The organism is Methanobrevibacter sp., from assembly GCF_045644645.1.
In the GTDB taxonomy this organism is placed as follows: Archaea; Methanobacteriota; Methanobacteria; order Methanobacteriales; family Methanobacteriaceae; genus Methanocatella.
The window spans coordinates 15,499-33,305 of the sequence record NZ_JAZRHE010000168.1 but is presented as its reverse complement, the minus strand read 5'-3'; the positions used below and the strand labels follow the sequence as shown (position 1 = coordinate 33,305).

At 35.9% G+C, this 17,807-nt stretch carries 12 protein-coding genes and 1 pseudogene; 7 read left to right on the top strand and 6 right to left on the bottom strand.

Translation table 11 applies throughout. The features are described from left to right. Positions 1-89: 89 nt before the first annotated feature. The 3 genes from ACKI4K_RS10740 to ACKI4K_RS10730 are packed head-to-tail and all read left to right on the top strand — an operon-like array spanning position 90 to position 2,334. Complete coding sequence (locus ACKI4K_RS10740; protein ID WP_407424875.1) at positions 90-1,238, top strand: aldo/keto reductase; 1,149 nt, start codon at positions 90-92, stop codon at positions 1,236-1,238. A 52-nt stretch (positions 1,239-1,290) separates the two neighbouring features. Beyond that, the gene (locus ACKI4K_RS10735; RefSeq protein ID WP_407424874.1) at positions 1,291-1,713 is read left to right on the top strand and encodes a thioredoxin family protein; all 423 of its coding nucleotides are present in this window, start codon (positions 1,291-1,293) and stop codon (positions 1,711-1,713) included. Further along, complete coding sequence (locus ACKI4K_RS10730) at positions 1,714-2,334, top strand: cytochrome c biogenesis CcdA family protein (protein ID WP_407424873.1); 621 nt, start codon at positions 1,714-1,716, stop codon at positions 2,332-2,334. Positions 2,335-2,682: 348 nt separating this feature from the next. On the opposite strand, the pseudogene ACKI4K_RS10725 reads toward ACKI4K_RS10730, so the two are convergent. Next, a pseudogene (locus ACKI4K_RS10725) lies at positions 2,683-5,220 on the bottom strand (DEAD/DEAH box helicase); the annotation flags it as partial. A gap of 286 nt (positions 5,221-5,506) precedes the next feature. On the opposite strand from ACKI4K_RS10725, the gene ACKI4K_RS10720 reads away from it, so the two are divergent. From ACKI4K_RS10720 to ACKI4K_RS10710, 3 genes are read left to right on the top strand one after another with little or no spacing between them, the layout of a single operon-like run. After that, a complete protein-coding gene (locus tag ACKI4K_RS10720) occupies positions 5,507-7,975 on the top strand; it encodes a UvrD-helicase domain-containing protein (RefSeq protein WP_407424872.1) in 2,469 nt (822 codons plus the stop codon). A gap of 10 nt (positions 7,976-7,985) precedes the next feature. Beyond that, positions 7,986-9,212, top strand: coding sequence for a PD-(D/E)XK nuclease family protein (locus ACKI4K_RS10715; protein WP_407424871.1), 1,227 nt, complete (start codon positions 7,986-7,988; stop codon positions 9,210-9,212). 26 nt (positions 9,213-9,238) lie between these two features. Continuing rightward, complete coding sequence (locus tag ACKI4K_RS10710) at positions 9,239-9,913, top strand: DUF169 domain-containing protein (RefSeq protein WP_407424870.1); 675 nt, start codon at positions 9,239-9,241, stop codon at positions 9,911-9,913. Here the strand turns inward: ACKI4K_RS10710 and ACKI4K_RS10705 are convergent. The 3 genes from ACKI4K_RS10705 to ACKI4K_RS10695 all read right to left on the bottom strand — a co-directional run bounded on the left by ACKI4K_RS10705 (position 9,905) and on the right by ACKI4K_RS10695 (position 13,122). Beyond that, a complete protein-coding gene (locus ACKI4K_RS10705; protein ID WP_407424869.1) occupies positions 9,905-10,558 on the bottom strand; it encodes an NTP transferase domain-containing protein in 654 nt (217 codons plus the stop codon). The two genes, ACKI4K_RS10710 and ACKI4K_RS10705, sit on opposite strands and share 9 nt — an antisense overlap. Positions 10,559-10,581: 23 nt before the next feature. Then, positions 10,582-11,772 carry a hypothetical protein gene (locus tag ACKI4K_RS10700; RefSeq protein ID WP_407424868.1) on the bottom strand — a complete coding sequence of 397 codons (1,191 nt, stop codon included), beginning with the start codon at positions 11,770-11,772 and terminating at the stop codon, positions 10,582-10,584. 69 nt (positions 11,773-11,841) lie between these two features. Beyond that, on the bottom strand, positions 11,842-13,122 hold the full coding sequence (locus ACKI4K_RS10695; protein ID WP_407424867.1) for a Mur ligase family protein: 1,281 nt from the start codon (positions 13,120-13,122) through the stop codon (positions 11,842-11,844). A gap of 116 nt (positions 13,123-13,238) precedes the next feature. On the opposite strand from ACKI4K_RS10695, the gene ACKI4K_RS10690 reads away from it, so the two are divergent. Further along, entirely contained in the window at positions 13,239-13,634 is a 396-nt protein-coding gene (locus ACKI4K_RS10690) for a nuclease (protein ID WP_407424866.1), read from the top strand. 21 nt (positions 13,635-13,655) lie between these two features. Here the strand turns inward: ACKI4K_RS10690 and ACKI4K_RS10685 are convergent, their stop codons facing one another. Then, positions 13,656-16,403, bottom strand: a complete 2,748-nt coding sequence (locus ACKI4K_RS10685) for an AAA family ATPase (RefSeq protein ID WP_407424865.1) — start codon at positions 16,401-16,403, stop codon at positions 13,656-13,658. Further along, a complete protein-coding gene (locus tag ACKI4K_RS10680) occupies positions 16,400-17,644 on the bottom strand; it encodes an exonuclease SbcCD subunit D (RefSeq protein WP_407424864.1) in 1,245 nt (414 codons plus the stop codon). The genes ACKI4K_RS10685 and ACKI4K_RS10680 overlap by 4 nt, the downstream gene beginning before the upstream one ends. Positions 17,645-17,807: the final 163 nt, after the last annotated feature.

Genomic DNA, 17,807 nt, shown 5'->3' with positions numbered 1-17,807 from the left:
TGGAAATTTAAAAAAATGAAATTATGTTGCAATTGACAACATTTAAATATGTTGCCAATTCAAAAATATCACCATAGGAGATGCAAAAAATGACTTTCAAATCTAAATTCGGTTTTGGCTGTATGAGACTGCCCCTAACCGATGAAAACAATCCCACATCAGTTGACCAGGAGCTATTTAACCAGATGGTTGACAAATATATGGAAAAAGGATTTAACTACTTTGACACTTCATATGCATATCATGGAGGAGTTAGTGAAGCAGCAATCAGAAAGGGGGTGGTTGAAAGATACCCCCGCGAATCATATCAAATCTGCGATAAAATGCCGACATGGGCATTGACCAGCAAGGAGGACAATGATAAATTTGTAAATGAAATGCTTGAAAGACTGGGAATAGACTACTTCGACGTGTTTTTTGTTCACAACATCAATGTTCCATGGCTGAGACTGGCTGAAGAACATGATGCATTCGGATACATTAAAAAAATGAAGGATGATGGAGTCGCCCATAAAATCGGATTCAGTTTTCATGACGATTCAAAACTTCTAAAAGAGGTTCTTGACAAATATGGGGATATCCTTGATATTGTCCAGCTGGAGCTCAACTATCTTGACTGGGAAGACCCGGCCATTGAAGCCCGAAAATGCTATGAGCTATGTGTGGAATATGGTCTTGATGTCTATGTGATGGAACCCCTGAAAGGCGGAGTGATCGTCAACCTGCCCGATGAAATAAAAGATGACTTTAAAAAATTCAATCCCGAAAAATCAATAGCCAGTTTTGCAATAAGATTCTGTGCATCGCTGGATAGCGTTAAAATGGTTTTAAGCGGCATGAGCAAGATGAGTGATTTGGATGACAATATTGACACTTATGAAAACTTCGAGCCGTTGAGTGATGCCGAAAGCGAATTTTTAGGAAAGATGGCCTTGAAACTTAGCGAAAGTCTTGCCGTGCCATGCAGTGAATGCGGATACTGCATTGATGCTTGTCCTGAAATGATTCCGATTCCGGAATACTTCAACCTATACAACACCAGCAAGAACCAGCCCGAATCAAATATTTATAGACTTTACTATGACAAGCTATGTGATGAGAAAGTTCCCGCCAGTGAATGCACTTACTGTGAAAACTGTGTTGAGCACTGCACTCAAAAAATAGACATTCCAGAGGAACTTGAAAATGTCTGCGAACATTTTGAAGAGGGTTTCAGCCCATATGCCGGAAACCCTTAAAATCTCAGGATATGGCAAAAATTTTTAAATGGATTAAATTAAATGAATTTATATGAAAAGATATGTTATAATCAGTTTGGTTATGCTCATTCTAGCATCAACAATGGCTGTCAGTGCAATCGATTTTGAAAATACAACAATCCGAGGTTTGAACATTACAACCGATGTTGATGGGGCATTAAGTGAAGCCCAAATCCAAAACAAAAGTGTGGCATTGCTATTTGACCAGGACAGCTGTGTCTATTGTGAAATTTTGAAGGATGATGTCCTGTCAAATTCAACAGTTCAAAAGGAGCTGAACGAAAAGTACATTGTTGTTTTAGTTGACATCAACAAGAATCCTGAGATTGCAGGCAAATATGACATTTTTGGAACCCCGACAATCCAGTTTCTAAAGCCTAACGGCACTGAAGCAGGTAAAATTGAAGGATATCTTGAAAGCGATGAGTTCTTAAATGCAATTAAGGAGATTTAAATGGAAATAACTCCAATAGTTTCCTTTTTGACAGGCGTGATTTCCATATTGTCACCCTGCATTCTGCCAATCATCCCCATTTTTGTAGCATTCAGCCTGAAATCAAAGAGCAAAAGCGAAATACTGTCATTTACCTTAGGTCTATTCAGCATTTTCATTCTTATAATATTTTTGACCGGATTTTTCACATCCCTCGTGTACAGATATCTCTTCTACATCAGAATCCTATCGGCCATTATCCTGTTGGCAATTGGAATTTCAATGTGGTTTGACAAATCAATCAGTTTTGGCGCGGTTTCACCTAAAAATAATGAAGGCATGGCTGGATCATTCACTTTGGGAGTGTTGACATCCATATCATGGGCTCCATGCTATAGCGCTTATCTGATTTCGCTGATAGCTCTGCTTGTAAGCTCAAATGATGCCGCATATGCTGCTTTTAACATTTTCCTCTATGGCCTTGGTTTTGCCTTGACTTTATTTGGATTAAGCCTTGCAATATCAAAAATCGACTTGGAAAAGTTAATCTCAAAAACAAAATACATTCCAAAAATCTTTGCCGTATTAATAATTATTGGAGCGATTTACTTAATGTGGGAATCCCTTAAGGTATTGGTCTAATTAAGATATCCTCATCTTCAACTCACGAACCATTTCACTGTTCTTATCTATTTTATAAGCTTTTTTAAATAGTTCTACAGATTTCGGAAATATTCCTGATTGATAATATATCAATCCCATTAAGGCCAGGGCATCTGCATTTTTGCTGTCAAACTCAACTACCTTTTCTAAAATCTCAAAGGAATTTTCCAAATCCCCCTGCTCATACAGGTCATAGGCCTCCTCATACAATACTTCCTCATCATCCAGATTACTTATTTCAACATCAACATCAGAAGTTACAGATTTTCTGTTGTTCAAAAGCACATCCAGCTCATTGGCTTTCTCATTGGCTGCGTCAATGGCCAATGCCCTTTTCAGAAACATCTTTGAGATGTCAATCTGGTCCTGTTCGTACAGTATCTGCGCCATCAAAACCAAAGCATCAACATGGTTTTTGTTTGTGCTGATGATGCTGTTCAATATGTCCTTTGCCTGGGAATAATCCTTTTTGTCATACAGCTCCAATGCATCGCTGAACTGCATATCTTCCCCGGTAACTTGCTTTTTATGAGTTACTTCTTCATTAATCTCTTCATGCACGGCCAACTCCTCATTTGATATTAGCCTGCACATGTACTCCAGGATGTATCTGGTCGCATTTTTGTGAAGTGGCTTGTTATCATTTCCGCATTTCGGTGAGTAAATGCAGGCGGGACATCCGCTTTGGCAATCACAGTTATCGATTAGGTCAAGTGTGGACTTCAACAGATCAACAAAAACCTCAACTGCCTTTTCTGTGATTCCGATTCCACCCTCATAACCGTCATATATGAAAATGGTTGCTTCCTGAGTGTCCTCATGGTAGTTTGTTGAAAGCCCCCCTATGTCAAATCTGTCACACATCGTATGAAGCGGGAAAAGACCAATCAGTGCATGTTCCGCCCCGTGAAGGCCTCCTGCAAACACTTCCTCCTCATTCGGAAACATGTCGTCCAACTTGTCCTTAACATATTTTGGAATTGTGAACCACAGCCCTTTTGTATTGAATTTCAAAGGGGGCAGATCCAGCGGGTAGGTTCCAATGGCTTTTGAGAACTGCATCTTTTTGTATTTGAAGTAGTCTTCACTTACAGTCAGCTCGCCAAAGTGAATCGTAAGCTTTCCGTATTTCGTTTTTGATAATTTTTTCCTAATGTTGATTTCTGTTTGATTCAAAACCATCGTGTGGTAGTCGACGTCCTTTTGGGTGACATTGACAAAGCCTCTTGACAGGCTTACACTATCAACAACATAGGTATCCCCCTTGTTGATTAAAATTGCACCTTCATGCGCTTCCCTGTAAACTTGCGCACGTTCCATAGTCTCTAAAAGTCGCCCATTATTCATTATCTTAAATTCCTGACCTGAAATTTGGTCTAATGAATGGTCCAGTGCAGGATTGTCATCATAAGGATACATATAATCTCCTCGGGAATTGATATGCAAATCCTTATTTGAAACCAACTCATCAAGAAAATCATCATCAACGCCGAAATACTTTTCAATTTCATCATATTTTAAAGGAAGTTCTTTAGCAGCGCACAGGAGGTGAGCTTCCTTTAAGATTGGATTGGTCAAATCAATGACGGCATTTTCATGGGGCTTATCAAAAAAGAATTTGGGATTGTTCATAAAATATTGGTCCAGCTGGTTTTCGAATGCGATTAGAATGGCCAAAGACTTTTGTGAACTTCTGCCTGCCCTTCCGGCTTGCTGCCATGTTGATATCATGGTTCCGGGATAGCCTGAAATGATGACTGCATCGAGAGACCCTATATCAATCCCCAGTTCCAGTGCATTCGTACAGGTAACGCCCAAATACTTCCCGCTTTTTAGTCCCGCTTCTATTTCACGCCTTTCTTCAGGCCTGTAGCCTGCCCTGTAAGCTGCAATCCTATGGGCCAGTTTACCTTTAACTTGAGTCATATCTTTTTTAGCCCACATTGCTATTAATTCTGTAGTTTTTCTTGAAACAGTGAAGCATAATGTTTGAATCTCTTTCAACATCATATACATAAAAATGTTTTCTGTTTGCATGTGGACCGAAGGGGCATCCTGCATATTGACCTTATTTCTCCGGTAGTTCTTAAAAGGATTATATAGGATAAAATCTTTTTCACCACTGGGGGAAGTGTCATTGTCCACCAATTTAAATTCATCACCAGTCAATCTATTAGCCAATTCCAAAGGGTTTGCAAGGGTTGCAGATGACAATATGAACTGCGGATAAGAGCCGTAAAAGTTAGCTATTCTTTTTAATCTTTTAATCAGAAATGCAACATTCGAACCGAATACGCCTTTATAATAATGAGCCTCATCTATTACAATATATCTTAAATTGCGATAAAATCTGCTCCATTGATGATGCCATGACAAGATAAGATGCAGTTGGTATGGGTTTGTCAGGACAATGCGGGATCTTTCACGAATCCGCTTTTTATCTTCTCTTGGAGTGTCCCCGTCATAAGTTCTTGGGTTGATTTTAATGTCCAAATCCTTTTCAAGAGATTCCAAAACGTGCAGCTGGTCGTTTGAAAGAGCCTTTGCAGGATAAATGTAAAGGGCCGTTGCATCCTTATCTTCAATCATGGTCTCCATTATCGGCAAATTAAACGCTAAGGTCTTTCCGGATGCCGTTGGAGTTGTGATGATTACATGCTCGCCCTCTTTAATAGCCTCATATGTATCGGCCTGGTGATTATATAATCTAATATTCTGGTTTTCCAGATAATCAATGATTCTTTCATTCAAATTATCCACTTTTTTAAAATTAGCTTCTTTAGCTGGAATAGTCTCTACATGAGCTATATTATCCCTAAAGCGAACATCATTTTTAAACATATCAATTTTTTCAGAACCAGACATAATCTCAGCTAAATTAATTTAATAAATATATGTTAAATCCAATTGATATTTAAAATTAATTGTTCTTAAAAGAAGAAAGTTAGGGAAAATCCCCAACTTATGCATATTATGGAAGGATAAATACCCTGCCACAATACTAATTATATCACAACAGCATAAAAATATATTGTAATATAAAAATTACATGACCTAATATATTTTAATTTAATAGTTTTCAAATGCTCTCTCAATTACTTTATAATATGATAATGATATAAATTAATAAATATAGAATAAGAGGGAAAAAATGATTTCATATGATGAATTTGAGGATATGATAGTAAACACGCTTAAAAGAGACATTTCTTCAAATAAGGACCAGAAGAAAGCCATTTTATCTGAAGCTGACAAATCCCTTTTTATCGTTGCAGGACCAGGTTCGGGAAAAACAACCGTAATGGTTTTAAAAATACTAAAGTACATCTTCGTTGATGATATCGAACCCTCAGAAATACTGGCCACAACATTTACCAAAAAGGCTGCAGACGAGTTATACTCAAGAATTCTAGGCTGGGGGGACAAAATCAAAAACCGGCTAATCGATGAGGCCGGAAGCGGTTTTGAAGATGCAAAAAAAATTGCAAAAGTTGAAAGAATTGACTTTAACCAAATCAACATCGGGACCACAGACAGCATTGCTGAAGAACTTCTAAGAGAAAATAAAAAGCCCGGAGAGAACCAGGCCACAGTGATTGAAGAATTTGTCGCTAACACAGCAATGATTAAAATCCTTATTGAAGATGAAAAATACCTAAATAAAGACCTTGTGGAATACTTAAAAGAATTAAGCGGCATGGACAAACTTGAAGAGCCATCAAAAATGAGTGAAATCCTAATGAAAGTAAAAAATAGGATTTATTATGACCAAATTGACTTTGATGAGCTTTATTCAAAAACAGAATCTGGCAGCGGACATAGATTGGCACTTGATTCCATCAAGGAATATGAAAGAACACTTGAGAATAGAAATACAATTGATTTTGCGATGCTTGAATCCGCATTTCTTGAAAAACTAAAAAATCATGACCTGGACTTATTTTTGGATGAAATCAAAATTGTTTTAATCGACGAATACCAGGACACAAATTTGCTTCAAGAAGACATCTATTTCACAATCGCCAATTCGGCGCTCGACAATAACGGCAGTATAACTGTGGTTGGCGATGATGACCAGTCCCTTTATAGATTTAGAGGAGCAACCGTTGATTTGTTTACAGATTACAAAAATCGTGTTAAGGAAAGGTTGGGCATTGAAGTTGAGGAAATCAACCTAAGAACCAATTACCGCTCAACTGAAAACATCATCAACCACTGTAACCAGTTTGCAGAGCTTGACAGAGAATATCAAAACGCCAGAGTTGAAAATAAACCTAAAATCATTGCTCCGGACTTTGAAAGAGACAAAATGCCAATATTGGGAATGTTCAGAAATAACCCTGAAATGCTAGCCAAAGACCTGTCAAGATTAATCGATAAATTGGTAAACAAGGGCGAATGCGATTTAAAAGTTTTAAAGGTGCTAAACGAGGATTATTATAGAAAAGTCAATGGCGCAATCAGTATTGCCGACTTGCAAAAAATCAAGAATGAAGCCGTTCAAGCGGGCAAAAGTGAAGAAAAAATAAAAATCACTTTAGATAAAGATTATGGGTCTGCATCGGATATAGCAATTTTATCCTATTCGCCAAAAGAAACTCAATATGGAAACCGTTCATTTCTCCATCACCTAAGAAAAGACCTGAAAAGACTTAGAAAACCCCTTGAGATGTTTAATCCCCGAGGCATTGATTTGCCCGATATCGATGTTGTCGCCATATTCTGCGGTTTGATGCTTGAATGTATCGACCCTGAAGCGAGCATTCAAAATTCGGATAAGACAATTCCCAATCTGGCAAAAAGAAATATGAATCGCTGGAGATATAGTGCAAAAGACTATATCAAATTAAATCCGGAGCCCCATGAACCAGTATCCCTGAATGATTTTGTAACACGCTGGCAACTCAGAAGACCATACCCCGAAGTCATTAACGGCATTGAGCAGAGCTGGCCTAAAAGTGCAAGTCTAATGGAACTTGCATACAAGCTGACAACCTGGATTGAAGAGCTGCAGGACGATGTGGAGGGAATCGTATACCTTGAAGCCATTACCAAATCAATCACTCAAACCGGATTCTTCAATGATTATCACTCAAGCATCTCATTTAAAACACCTTTACAGGAAAGGGAATCAGTTCTTGAGGCAATATGGAACATTTTCATACCCCTTTCAACAGGCGGAGTAAGCATTGATGAATCACTTCTTGAAACCTTGCCTGACGATAGAATAAACGTTTTATCGATACACCAGTCAAAGGGATTGGAGTTTCCACTTGTTATTGTGGATGTCGGTTCAAGATTTAAAACAAATGATATACGAACACAACGTTTAAGATTCCCAAAAGCGCTGCCGGATAAAATAACCATAGAAGACAGCATTAGACAATACAGTGCGCTTGGCCAAAGCGACAGAAGTGAAAAGGACCGCTCATTTGATGACTTGACAAGACTTTATTTTGTTGCCTTTTCAAGGGCTGAAAGTGTATTGCTGTTAGTCGGTCTCAATTCGGCCATCGAAGGGTATACCAAGAAAAATGACCACTTCGATATACCGAATATTGCCGTTGGATGGAGCAGAGACGAGAAGTATGTTGGATTTAGAGAAATATATCTAATTTAGGAGATAAAATATGAAACTACCTTCAAGATCAAAAGCGTATATGATTCCGGAATACAGTCTGACCGGAGACCTATTATCATTTTTAACCTGCAATCTGCAATACCGATATCAGAACAAGGGAACACTACCCCCTTCAAAACCTGTTCAGAGGTGGTTCGGTGAATTTATTCATGGAGTTATGGAAGAAGCGTTTATCCAATGGAGCCAAAATAAAACCGAATTTCCCTGGGACTGGAAAAATGACATACGGCCAATTGAAGATTTAATTGACTTGAGACTTCAGGCAAGAGGGCTTTATCCCCACGATGAAGACCTATTTTTCAGTACAACCAACCATGAAGTTGAAAATCTGAATGAGCATGACCATAAGAAATTAGCCAGCGCAAGAGCCGAAAAGGCAATAAACATATGGGGAAAACATTTATTCCCACTAATCGATTCATCTGAACTGTTAATTAAAGGAATTCGTGATATGCCCCAATATGATGAAAACAGAAGCAGGTCCAATTACTATGGCATTAATGGGGTTGTAGACGTACTGACATCCATGAAAATCAATAAAACTCTTGAACAAAGTAATTTGGATAATTATAACAATAAGATTATTGAAATTCTTAAGAAAAATGAATCGTTCAAGCAAAGGATTAAAGACTCTGAAGATGGGGACGACTATGAAATAATTATTGATTACAAGGGAATGAAAAGACCTCCAATTGAAGTGAAAAACCCTAAAGCTGAAAACAAATGGGAAAGCCATAAACAGCAGATCCTGACATATTCCTGGCTTAGATCACAGCAGGAAGATGCGAAATCAATCTTTGCAGGAATTATTTTTTATCTAAATGAACTTGTTCCATCAAAAGAGGATTTGCTTTTAATCCAGGAAGAGATGGAAAACAATCTGATTGATGAAAAAACACTGAAAAAATATGAAAATGACTTTAAGCTAATTGAAAATTGGCAGGAAGATGACAAAGCTCCCGAATTAAGTGAAGAATTCAAGCTGGAACGTTCAATAAGAATCATTAATATCAATGAAGAGGAAATTGACGAATCCCTTGAAAAGTTCGATGAAGTTGTTTATAATATAGAAGAATCATTAATAAATGAAATGAAGGGATGTAAAATTCAGGATGCCTGGAAAGCGGAAGCCGATGAAAGAACATGCACCGCATGTGATTTCAAGACATTCTGTAAAAACAATAAAAACAAACCGAAAGAGTTTAAAATTCCATAAAACGAATATATAATTAGGTGTTATCTATGACAAATCTGGAAAAAAATCAAAAATACTGTGAGGTTATCGAAGGAAGAATAAATCTGGACGCTAAACCTGTAGCAATGAAATTATTGAAAACCGAGGATGACCTCCCTGAAGGCTATGATTTAATTGATGAAAAAATCAGACACTGTGAGATGGTAAGAAAAGCATCTTTAGGCAGCAAATTCTACTCAACACTTGAACAGCAAATGTGTTTAGGTGGAGCAGGGGCTATTGGGCTTAGAGACATGCCTCCAAAATTAGCAAATGGGGAAAAATACTTTTCACTTGGGAGATTCCAGGATTTGGAAACCGCTAAAAAACTTACAGGAAAACTTTCAATTATTGAAGAGGAACACTGGGGCATCGTTTACGCTCCTTTAGATGAGGCTGATTTTGAAGCGGACATCATTGAAATCATTACCGAACCTGTTGGCGGAATGATTCTTGCACAGAGTATCGTTTACAAAACAGGTGAGAAAATTACTCCTTCATTTGCCGGCATTCAATCATTATGCGGTGATGCTTTTGCAAATCCATATCTTTCAGATGGAATTAACTTTACATTAGGTTGTGATGGTTCCAGAAAAGCGGCTGACATTAAAGATAATGAGATGGCTGTTGGAATCAGTTCAGCTAAAATTGAAGAGGTAATTTCTGGTTTACAATCAATCTAAGAGATTTAAATAATCTTCATAATGATTGATATTCAATAATTCTTTTTTATTTTTTTCTTTTATTCCATAAAATGTGTACCCATCATCGAATATTTTTCTAAGAATAGGATTTAAATTGTCATCTTCATTTTCCAGATAACCCATCAGATTTTTTCTATGTGCTACAAAAGGCATGCCCAATCCTTCTGCAGTATCCAGCAATCCGATTTTTCTTCTTCTTAAAATAGCTATTGTCTTTTCGGGATCTTCAGAACTCTGACTTACCTCTATCATTTTATTAAATGTCTCTGTTGACACGCTAGGCTGGTCACCTGTAATGCATAAAGCATAATCAAATTTGGAATTTGCCAAACCATTGAAAAGTGATGTTGATAAACCTACATCAACCGGATTGTTTTGAATGAATTTGACACAACCATCATAATTATCGCAAATAGCTTCTTTTATTTCACTAGCATAATGACCAAGTACAACAATACATTCATCAATATTGGCAGATAATGCATTGTCGATTGTTGTCTCCAAAACCGTCTTATCCATAAACGGCAAAATAAGCTTATTTTTCAAATCAATATTTCTAGAAATCTGGTGTTTTCTCATTCTAGAATTTTTTCCGGCTGCAGTAATTATAGTTGAAATCGACATAAAAATAAAAGAAAGGATATATTCTAGTTATTAGGAATATATCTTGTAAGTTGACAATAAACGCCCATTCCAGTACCTGAACCTTCAGTCCACATGTTAATTTTAACTGGATAATCGTGGCTATTGGTTACTGTAATACCGCTAGCAGGGTTATAACCAAATAATACTGCATTTTCATCACCAGTCATACCAACAGGCATTCCAAATCCTTCAGCAAGAACCGCATCCCTCAATGCCCTTGCAGACGGACATACACCATGGGATGCACTTCCCCCAGGAGCTGACGGATCAGCAGCCATTGCAAAGTAGATATAATCTTTACCGCTGCTTGTGGAATTAGGAGGTATGATAGTTCCATTCCATGCTTCAACAAATTGCCTTGCATTAACTTCCCTGGTCTCATCACCATATTCGGCGTGTGAGCCCAAACTGGTTCCGAAAACATCACCGTTCTGTTCGGTGTAATTACCTGAATACAATAGGATAGGTGAACCTGTAGGATATTCTGCAGCATAATCTACAACATCCTGTCCAAATATCCTTGGAACATCAGGGGCACTAATGGAATTCCTTTCATCAGAAAAACCTGCCATTCCCTTTTCCAAGGTGAAATTAGATCCTTCAACAGCATCATAATTATACCAGTTTACAATAGTGTTGTTATCGTAATAATCAGATGAATAGTTTAAATGTTTAATTTCATTAACAGGGACAGACTCTATAACTTTACCATCCTCGACAACATCAACGCCATCCTTGGTTTTGGTCAATACTTTAGATGGTACACTATAAGCCCAAACATAATTATCAGGCCCCTTAACGGCTAACTTATCCCCATCATAAGTTGTATAGCCCGGCCCATCTATGCCTTTAGCATTTCCATATGAATCTATTCCTTCACTTGCTACAGTAGTAAAATCAAATGGGACAACACCTGTTGACAAAGTCATTACCATTCCCTGAATATCAAAAGCGAAGAGTTGATGACTTATAAATCCCATATTGGATAAGAATGGAAGTTCAATCGGATTGCCTGTGCCTAAAATTGAATCCCCATCAAAGACTGATTCTCCAACAGTTATATTATACATTTCAGAAACTGAATGCCCATTATATGGAGTACTGCTTACAAATGCGAAAGCGAATAAAAGAATGCATGCAAAGAATAATGCTAAAAATATTTTTATTGATCTACTTCTCCAACTTTTACTCATCTTTAATACACCATCTAGTCATATATATTGAAAAGTCTTTACTACCTACTATTTAAATATTACTTTTTGTTATAATTTTTCTGAAATTAGTTTAATCCTCTCTTGAATATCAATAATTGTTTCTTGACCATTGCCGCCAATAAGTATTGCATCCTCATGAGAATATTCGGCAACAAGCTCTATGATTTCATCTAGAGTGCTTACAGTAATAATATTTCCCCTATAACCCAAGGAATTCAATCTGTATATTGCAATATCCAATGTATCATCAAGACCAGGGAATAAGACAATGACTTCAGGATTGTATTTGACGGCAACATCCAAAATATCTAATCTGTGCTCCTCATTATGGCGGGGAGTGCCTATGAATATTGCATAGAAATCCTTTTCAGATAAAATTGAGGCAAGCGCATCTGAGTTATCTGTTTTTCCAACATAAACGGACGCATCATTTATCTTATAGACATCCAAACGGCCCTGAACTGCTTTGAAATGTGAAAGAGTGTCTTTAATAACATCCTTTGGAACTTTCAATTCTTTTGAAATGGCGGTGGCCAAACCTGCATTAAGTAAATTAAACTTACCGAAGACTTGCAGTTCATCCTGATAAGCAAAATAGGAAATATGTCTGGCTGCAGATTCTTTAAAATCCGTGTTGAAGTCTTGGTTAAAGGAGGTAAATATTGTTTTACCTTCAAAAAATCGGACTAATGTGTCCTTATAATTGGCAATGGTCTTATGGACATTCATATGATCATTGCCTATATTGGTTAGACCGATATAATCGAAGTCAAAGCAGTGCTTGCAAAAGTCCAAGGTCATATCACATACTTCAACAAGCAATATATCATAATCGCCTTCATTAGCTTCAAGCATCAAATCATAATATCCGGAAAATCCTCCGCCGCCGTTTCCACCGACTAAAACTTTTTTGCCGGCGCTTTGTAAAATATCCTTTAACATGTGCACGGTAGTGGTTTTACCGTTAGTGCCCGTGATTCCGATAGTGAACATTTCCTTATGTTTAATTAAAACATCACTTAACAGGTCACCGCTCATAAGCAATCTTTCTGCAAATGCTCCGCCATACATACTGGGACTTATGGCTATTGCATCACATTGTTCAATTGCATATGAATTAGTGAATCCCAAATCAACAGTCAACTTATCACCAACAATAGAAACCGTTTGATTATCATCCAATACATTCATTGATAGATTTGGTAAATCCAAACCAGTCAAGTCAACATTAATATTCAAATCAGTAGCATAAACTTCCCATCCGTGATTCAAAAGAGAGTTTACTGCCTTTTTTCCTTCAACACCTAAACCAATAACAGCAGCTTTCATAAAAATTCCTTATTCCAATATTCCTATAATTAAATATTACTTCAAAATTAATAAAGATTTTGAAAAACAAATTATTTTATATAATACATCAATTAAAATAAAAGCAAGGTGTTAAAATGTTTGAAGATGAAAAAGATGATAAAATTTATAATCTGATTATTACCAAGGGCATTGACATGAAAAATGAATACGGGCAGTTCTGTGAAAAGTTATTCTCAAAGGTTGATTTCTTATGGAAAGAGTCCATATCCGGTTCCTATGCCCATGCTGGAGATGCATTTTACGAAAAAATTGATGGGATAATATTATTGGCCGGCATTTATAATGATAATAAAGAACTATTCAACGATTTATTGGCTGCAAGCGAAAGATATGACATACCAACAATATTAGTCAGACCATACGGGCTTGAAGAAGTTCCAGAGGTATTGGAAGAAAATGCAACAACAATTGTCGGATGGAATGCAAACTGCATAGTCGATTCCATTAAAAGCGCCAGGGAACTAATGTAAAAAAATAGGAAAATAATGATATTAAATCATTACTTTTGAAATACCATTTTCTTTTTCAACTTTAATTATGTTATCAGCCGCATTTTCAAGCTGACTTTCATGAGTTACTATAATCATTTGAGGCAGCAGGGACATGTCCTTTAATAAGTTAATCAGTTCATGTCTTCTTGAGCTATCCAAATGAATTGTAGGCTCGTCCAATAAAATAGTATCCAATTCTCCTTTGGACATGGCTTGAGTGATACCCAGTCTTAAAGCAAGAGCAATAGCTATCTTTTCACCACCACTAACCATACTCATTGAAGATTCGCCTTCAGGACCGTAAACGGTAACATCATACTCCTCATCCAAAGTTAAATCGGAGTAGTTGAAATTGAATTCATTGAAGAATTGCTTAGTGTATTTCTGAATTAAAGGCCTTGAAATATTCCTTAAATCCTTTTGAATACCATTTTTACTGTATAAACTCCTGAAATGATTTAAAAGTTCAATATAATCTGAAATGTCATTATATTCCTGTTGGAATTTATTGGAAGTTGAAATCCTTTCCGTCAGATCCTTAAGGTTTGAAATGGATTCGCGAGCTTGGCCTTTAATTTCTGCAAGTTCATTGTTGAAGGTGGCCTGACGTCTTTCGTACATTTCAAAACGATAAATAATCTGCTCATATTTTTCCTTATCATATAATGAGGCTTCCATCTTATTTTTAGTGATGTCAATCTGGTTTGTTGACATGCCTATATCTTCCTTGATGGAATTGAGCTGAGACATTAATGAAGATTTGTTTTGAACAAAACCTTTAAGCTGATTATACTCTTCGTTTTTCTGTTTCAAATCATTGATGCGGTCTTGAAGCTCACTGGAACTTATATCTCCACTTAAATGAGGATCTTGTTCCATAGCTAATTTAATGTTTTTAACATGATTGTCAATTTCATTTTTAACTTGTTTTAACTTATATTGAGCTTCAGTTTCACTGCCTAAAATTTCTAAAGCACCTTTAGCCTGATTATAGGCATCATAAGATTCCTTATAACCTTCCTTACCTTCTTTTTCACGGGCAATCAATAATATCAATTCACCCAGTCTATTGCTAACATACTCTTTAGGTTCCAGGCCCTCATCAATCTTATTCAATCTAACCAGTTGATTCTGCAAATGACCGAATTTATGTTTGTATTCAATGATATTTTTTGACAGGTCCTGAATCTGGGATTGCTTTTCTTCAAAGCTATCCTTATTTTTAGTTAACAAACGAATATTTTCCTCATTTTCTGAAATTAATTTTTTATTTTCTTCGATTGTATCCTCATATTGTTTGATTAGCTCTTTTTTCTGGTCCGGACTGATATCGGATTGGCAAACTGGACATTTATTTTTCGCTTCATTCAATTCTTCCAATGGTTTTTCACTAGACTTGATATTCTGATTAAAAACAACCAATTCCTCATTTTTTGCTACGATATCATCGGACAGGTCACTGATTTTTGAATTAATCTCCTTGATGAAATCGTCAGTGACTTCCTCAAGATTATTGAAATCATCAACATTAGCCAAAATGTCTTGTGACAATCCATTATCTTCCAATTTATCTTTAGACCTTGAGAAAAAGTCTTCAATATCATTTCTTTCTTCTTCAATATCTTTCAACAGGTCTTTTTTATCTTGTTCCAATTTAGCTATTGTGGCTAATTCCTTTTCAAGATTTACTTTTTGATTATTCAATTTGTTTATTTCCTCATCAGAAGCCAGGAACTTATTATAATCCTCTTTTTTTTCTGAAACTATTTCTTTTTGTTGACTAATGGATTCCAGTTTATTGTTGATTTCAGCTTCATCCTCTTTTAGCATTTTAATACTATTAACAGATTTTTCAAAGTCAAGGTAAACATCCAACTTTGAAACATACTTTCCCAATCGGGTAATCTGGTCTTCAGCAGCGGCAATCTTATCCAGATTATCTTGAACAAGTTTTTTGTCGCTTTCTAATTTTACCAAATTCTTTTGTTCATTTTCATAATTGGCAACTTGAGTTTCATAAATTTCCTTCTCCCTTTCCATGTCCCTTTTACTTTCAGAAATTTCCTCAAGAGATTTGGCCACATCATCAAGTTGTTCCTCAAGTTCATGCCCCCTATTTTTAAGAGCATTCAATTCATCTTTTTTCCGGGAGTATTCTTCAGTCAATTCAGAGGAATTGTACAGTTTTCCATTAAGCTCTGCAAGTTGATTTTCATAATCATTAATCACAGGTAATAAGTTTTTCCAAGCTTTTTCCAATGAATCTATACCTAACAATTTAGCAATTAACTGTTTTTTCTCAGCAGGAGTCTTATCAACCAATTCAGCTATTTCTCCCTGACGAATATAAATTGCATTAAGGAATAGATCAGAATCAATATCTAAAATCTGGCGAATTTCATTTGCAACTTCTTTATCTCCAGTGCAGATATGTACATATCCCCCTTCTTTGGAAGTCTTTTTGTAAAGTGATGATTTTAACATTGACTTTTTAACGCGGACAATCTTATATTGTCTATTGTTGGAAATAAATTCTAATTCAACAGTCATTGAATCAGCAGTATTGCGCACTAAATCATCAATTTTTTTTGCGGTGTGTTGTTTGAATAAAGCAAAGCTAATAGCCTCTAATAAAGTGGATTTTCCAGCACCATTTTCACCCACAATAACACTGATGCCCTTCTCAAACTTGATGGTAGTGTTTTCATGGGATTTAAAATTAATTAATTTTAATTTTGTGAAAATCATTCTAGAACCTCCTTGGACTTATTTTGAACCTTTTTAGGTTTTTCTAATGGAGTTTCTTCATCTCCAAAATCTTCAATTTCAATTTCAACTTCTTCTATGGCATTCCGATAATTCTCCTCGAAAAATTGATCAATTAAATCCTGTGATTCCTCAACTTTGTCTTTAGACAATAAATCATACAAATCAACTGCTAAATTACTGATGGTCTCATCATCATAAATTTTTAATTGCTCCTTAAGAATTTCTTTAGGTCCCAAAGAATCATTTTCATCTACAAGAATGTCAATATCATCTTCACCAATTATGTGGAATGTTGGTCTAATCATTAAAGATAAATCCCCCAGTTCCTCATTAATCATTTCATAAACCCTATTAGTATCTGATTCTATGTTATAAATGTCCAAATCAAGAATAGGCTTTTTATCGAAGTCCTTAATAGTTTCCTTAATGCCCAAAACACCGCTTTCCAAGTCATTATAGTCAAGGGACCTTTTAATAAATTCACGAGGAATATCGATTTTAACCCTTTTAACAAGTGGTTTTTCATTGTCCATGTCAACAATCACAAAACCCTTGCCGTTTTCATGGTAATCCTTTAATTCATTGATTTTCCATATTTCACCTGAACCGGGATAAACTAATTTTCCTTTCCCGAAATTATCATTGACATAATTGTGAATATGGCCTAATGCATAATAATTAAAATTATCTGGCAAATCTCCAATTTCCAATTCAAAATTATATCCAAAGTATTTATCAATACCCTGATGCAATACAAGAATTGATTTTTCATGATTGGCCGCCTTTTTGGATAATTCCGCTAATTTAGATTTTAAATTCTTGACTTGTGATGATGGATAGAATGGCAAACCGGCAATGAAAATATCTCCGTGCATATAATTAGTATTGATTGGACTGATTACTTTTAAACCTAATTTCTTGAAAATTACTTGAGGAGGAATGGAATCATTACGCATTACAATATCATGGTTACCTGCTATCGCATACATAGGAATTCCTGAACCTTTGAGCTTAAGCAATCCTTTTTGAAAGGTCAAAAGTGCAATAGGAGATGGTCTGGCGGTTTCAAATAGATCCCCACTATGAATCACAAAGTCCACTTTTTCTTCAATTATTTTATCTATAACCTTCTCAAACACTTCATAAAAGTCTTTTTCACGTTCAATTAATCCAAATTGACGATAACCTAAATGAGTGTCTGCTAAATGTGCAAATTTCATTATATTACCTTTTTTTATCAATTGTATATAACCAATTTAAACACTTAACTAAGTATTTAATTGAATAGTATTATATTTCTTAGCATATTTAATAGTTTGCCAAGAGAGCATTTGAAAAGTAAAAAAATAAATTATTAAGAAAAAATAATATTGATTTTAAATT

Bases quoted from the DNA above. Each gene is read 5' to 3' on its own strand.
- ACKI4K_RS10695 (WP_407424867.1), bottom strand. From the start codon at position 13,122: ATGAAAGCTGCTGTTATTGGTTTAGGTGTTGAAGGAAAAAAGGCAGTA.
- ACKI4K_RS10735 (WP_407424874.1), top strand. From the start codon at position 1,291: ATGAAAAGATATGTTATAATCAGTTTGGTTATGCTCATTCTAGCATCA.
- ACKI4K_RS10690 (WP_407424866.1), top strand. From the start codon at position 13,239: ATGTTTGAAGATGAAAAAGATGATAAAATTTATAATCTGATTATTACC.
- ACKI4K_RS10730 (WP_407424873.1), top strand. From the start codon at position 1,714: ATGGAAATAACTCCAATAGTTTCCTTTTTGACAGGCGTGATTTCCATA.
- ACKI4K_RS10720 (WP_407424872.1), top strand. From the start codon at position 5,507: ATGATTTCATATGATGAATTTGAGGATATGATAGTAAACACGCTTAAA.
- ACKI4K_RS10715 (WP_407424871.1), top strand. From the start codon at position 7,986: ATGAAACTACCTTCAAGATCAAAAGCGTATATGATTCCGGAATACAGT.
- ACKI4K_RS10705 (WP_407424869.1), bottom strand. From the start codon at position 10,558: ATGTCGATTTCAACTATAATTACTGCAGCCGGAAAAAATTCTAGAATG.
- ACKI4K_RS10710 (WP_407424870.1), top strand. From the start codon at position 9,239: ATGACAAATCTGGAAAAAAATCAAAAATACTGTGAGGTTATCGAAGGA.
- ACKI4K_RS10685 (WP_407424865.1), bottom strand. From the start codon at position 16,403: ATGATTTTCACAAAATTAAAATTAATTAATTTTAAATCCCATGAAAAC.
- ACKI4K_RS10700 (WP_407424868.1), bottom strand. From the start codon at position 11,772: ATGAGTAAAAGTTGGAGAAGTAGATCAATAAAAATATTTTTAGCATTA.
- ACKI4K_RS10740 (WP_407424875.1), top strand. From the start codon at position 90: ATGACTTTCAAATCTAAATTCGGTTTTGGCTGTATGAGACTGCCCCTA.
- ACKI4K_RS10680 (WP_407424864.1), bottom strand. From the start codon at position 17,644: ATGAAATTTGCACATTTAGCAGACACTCATTTAGGTTATCGTCAATTT.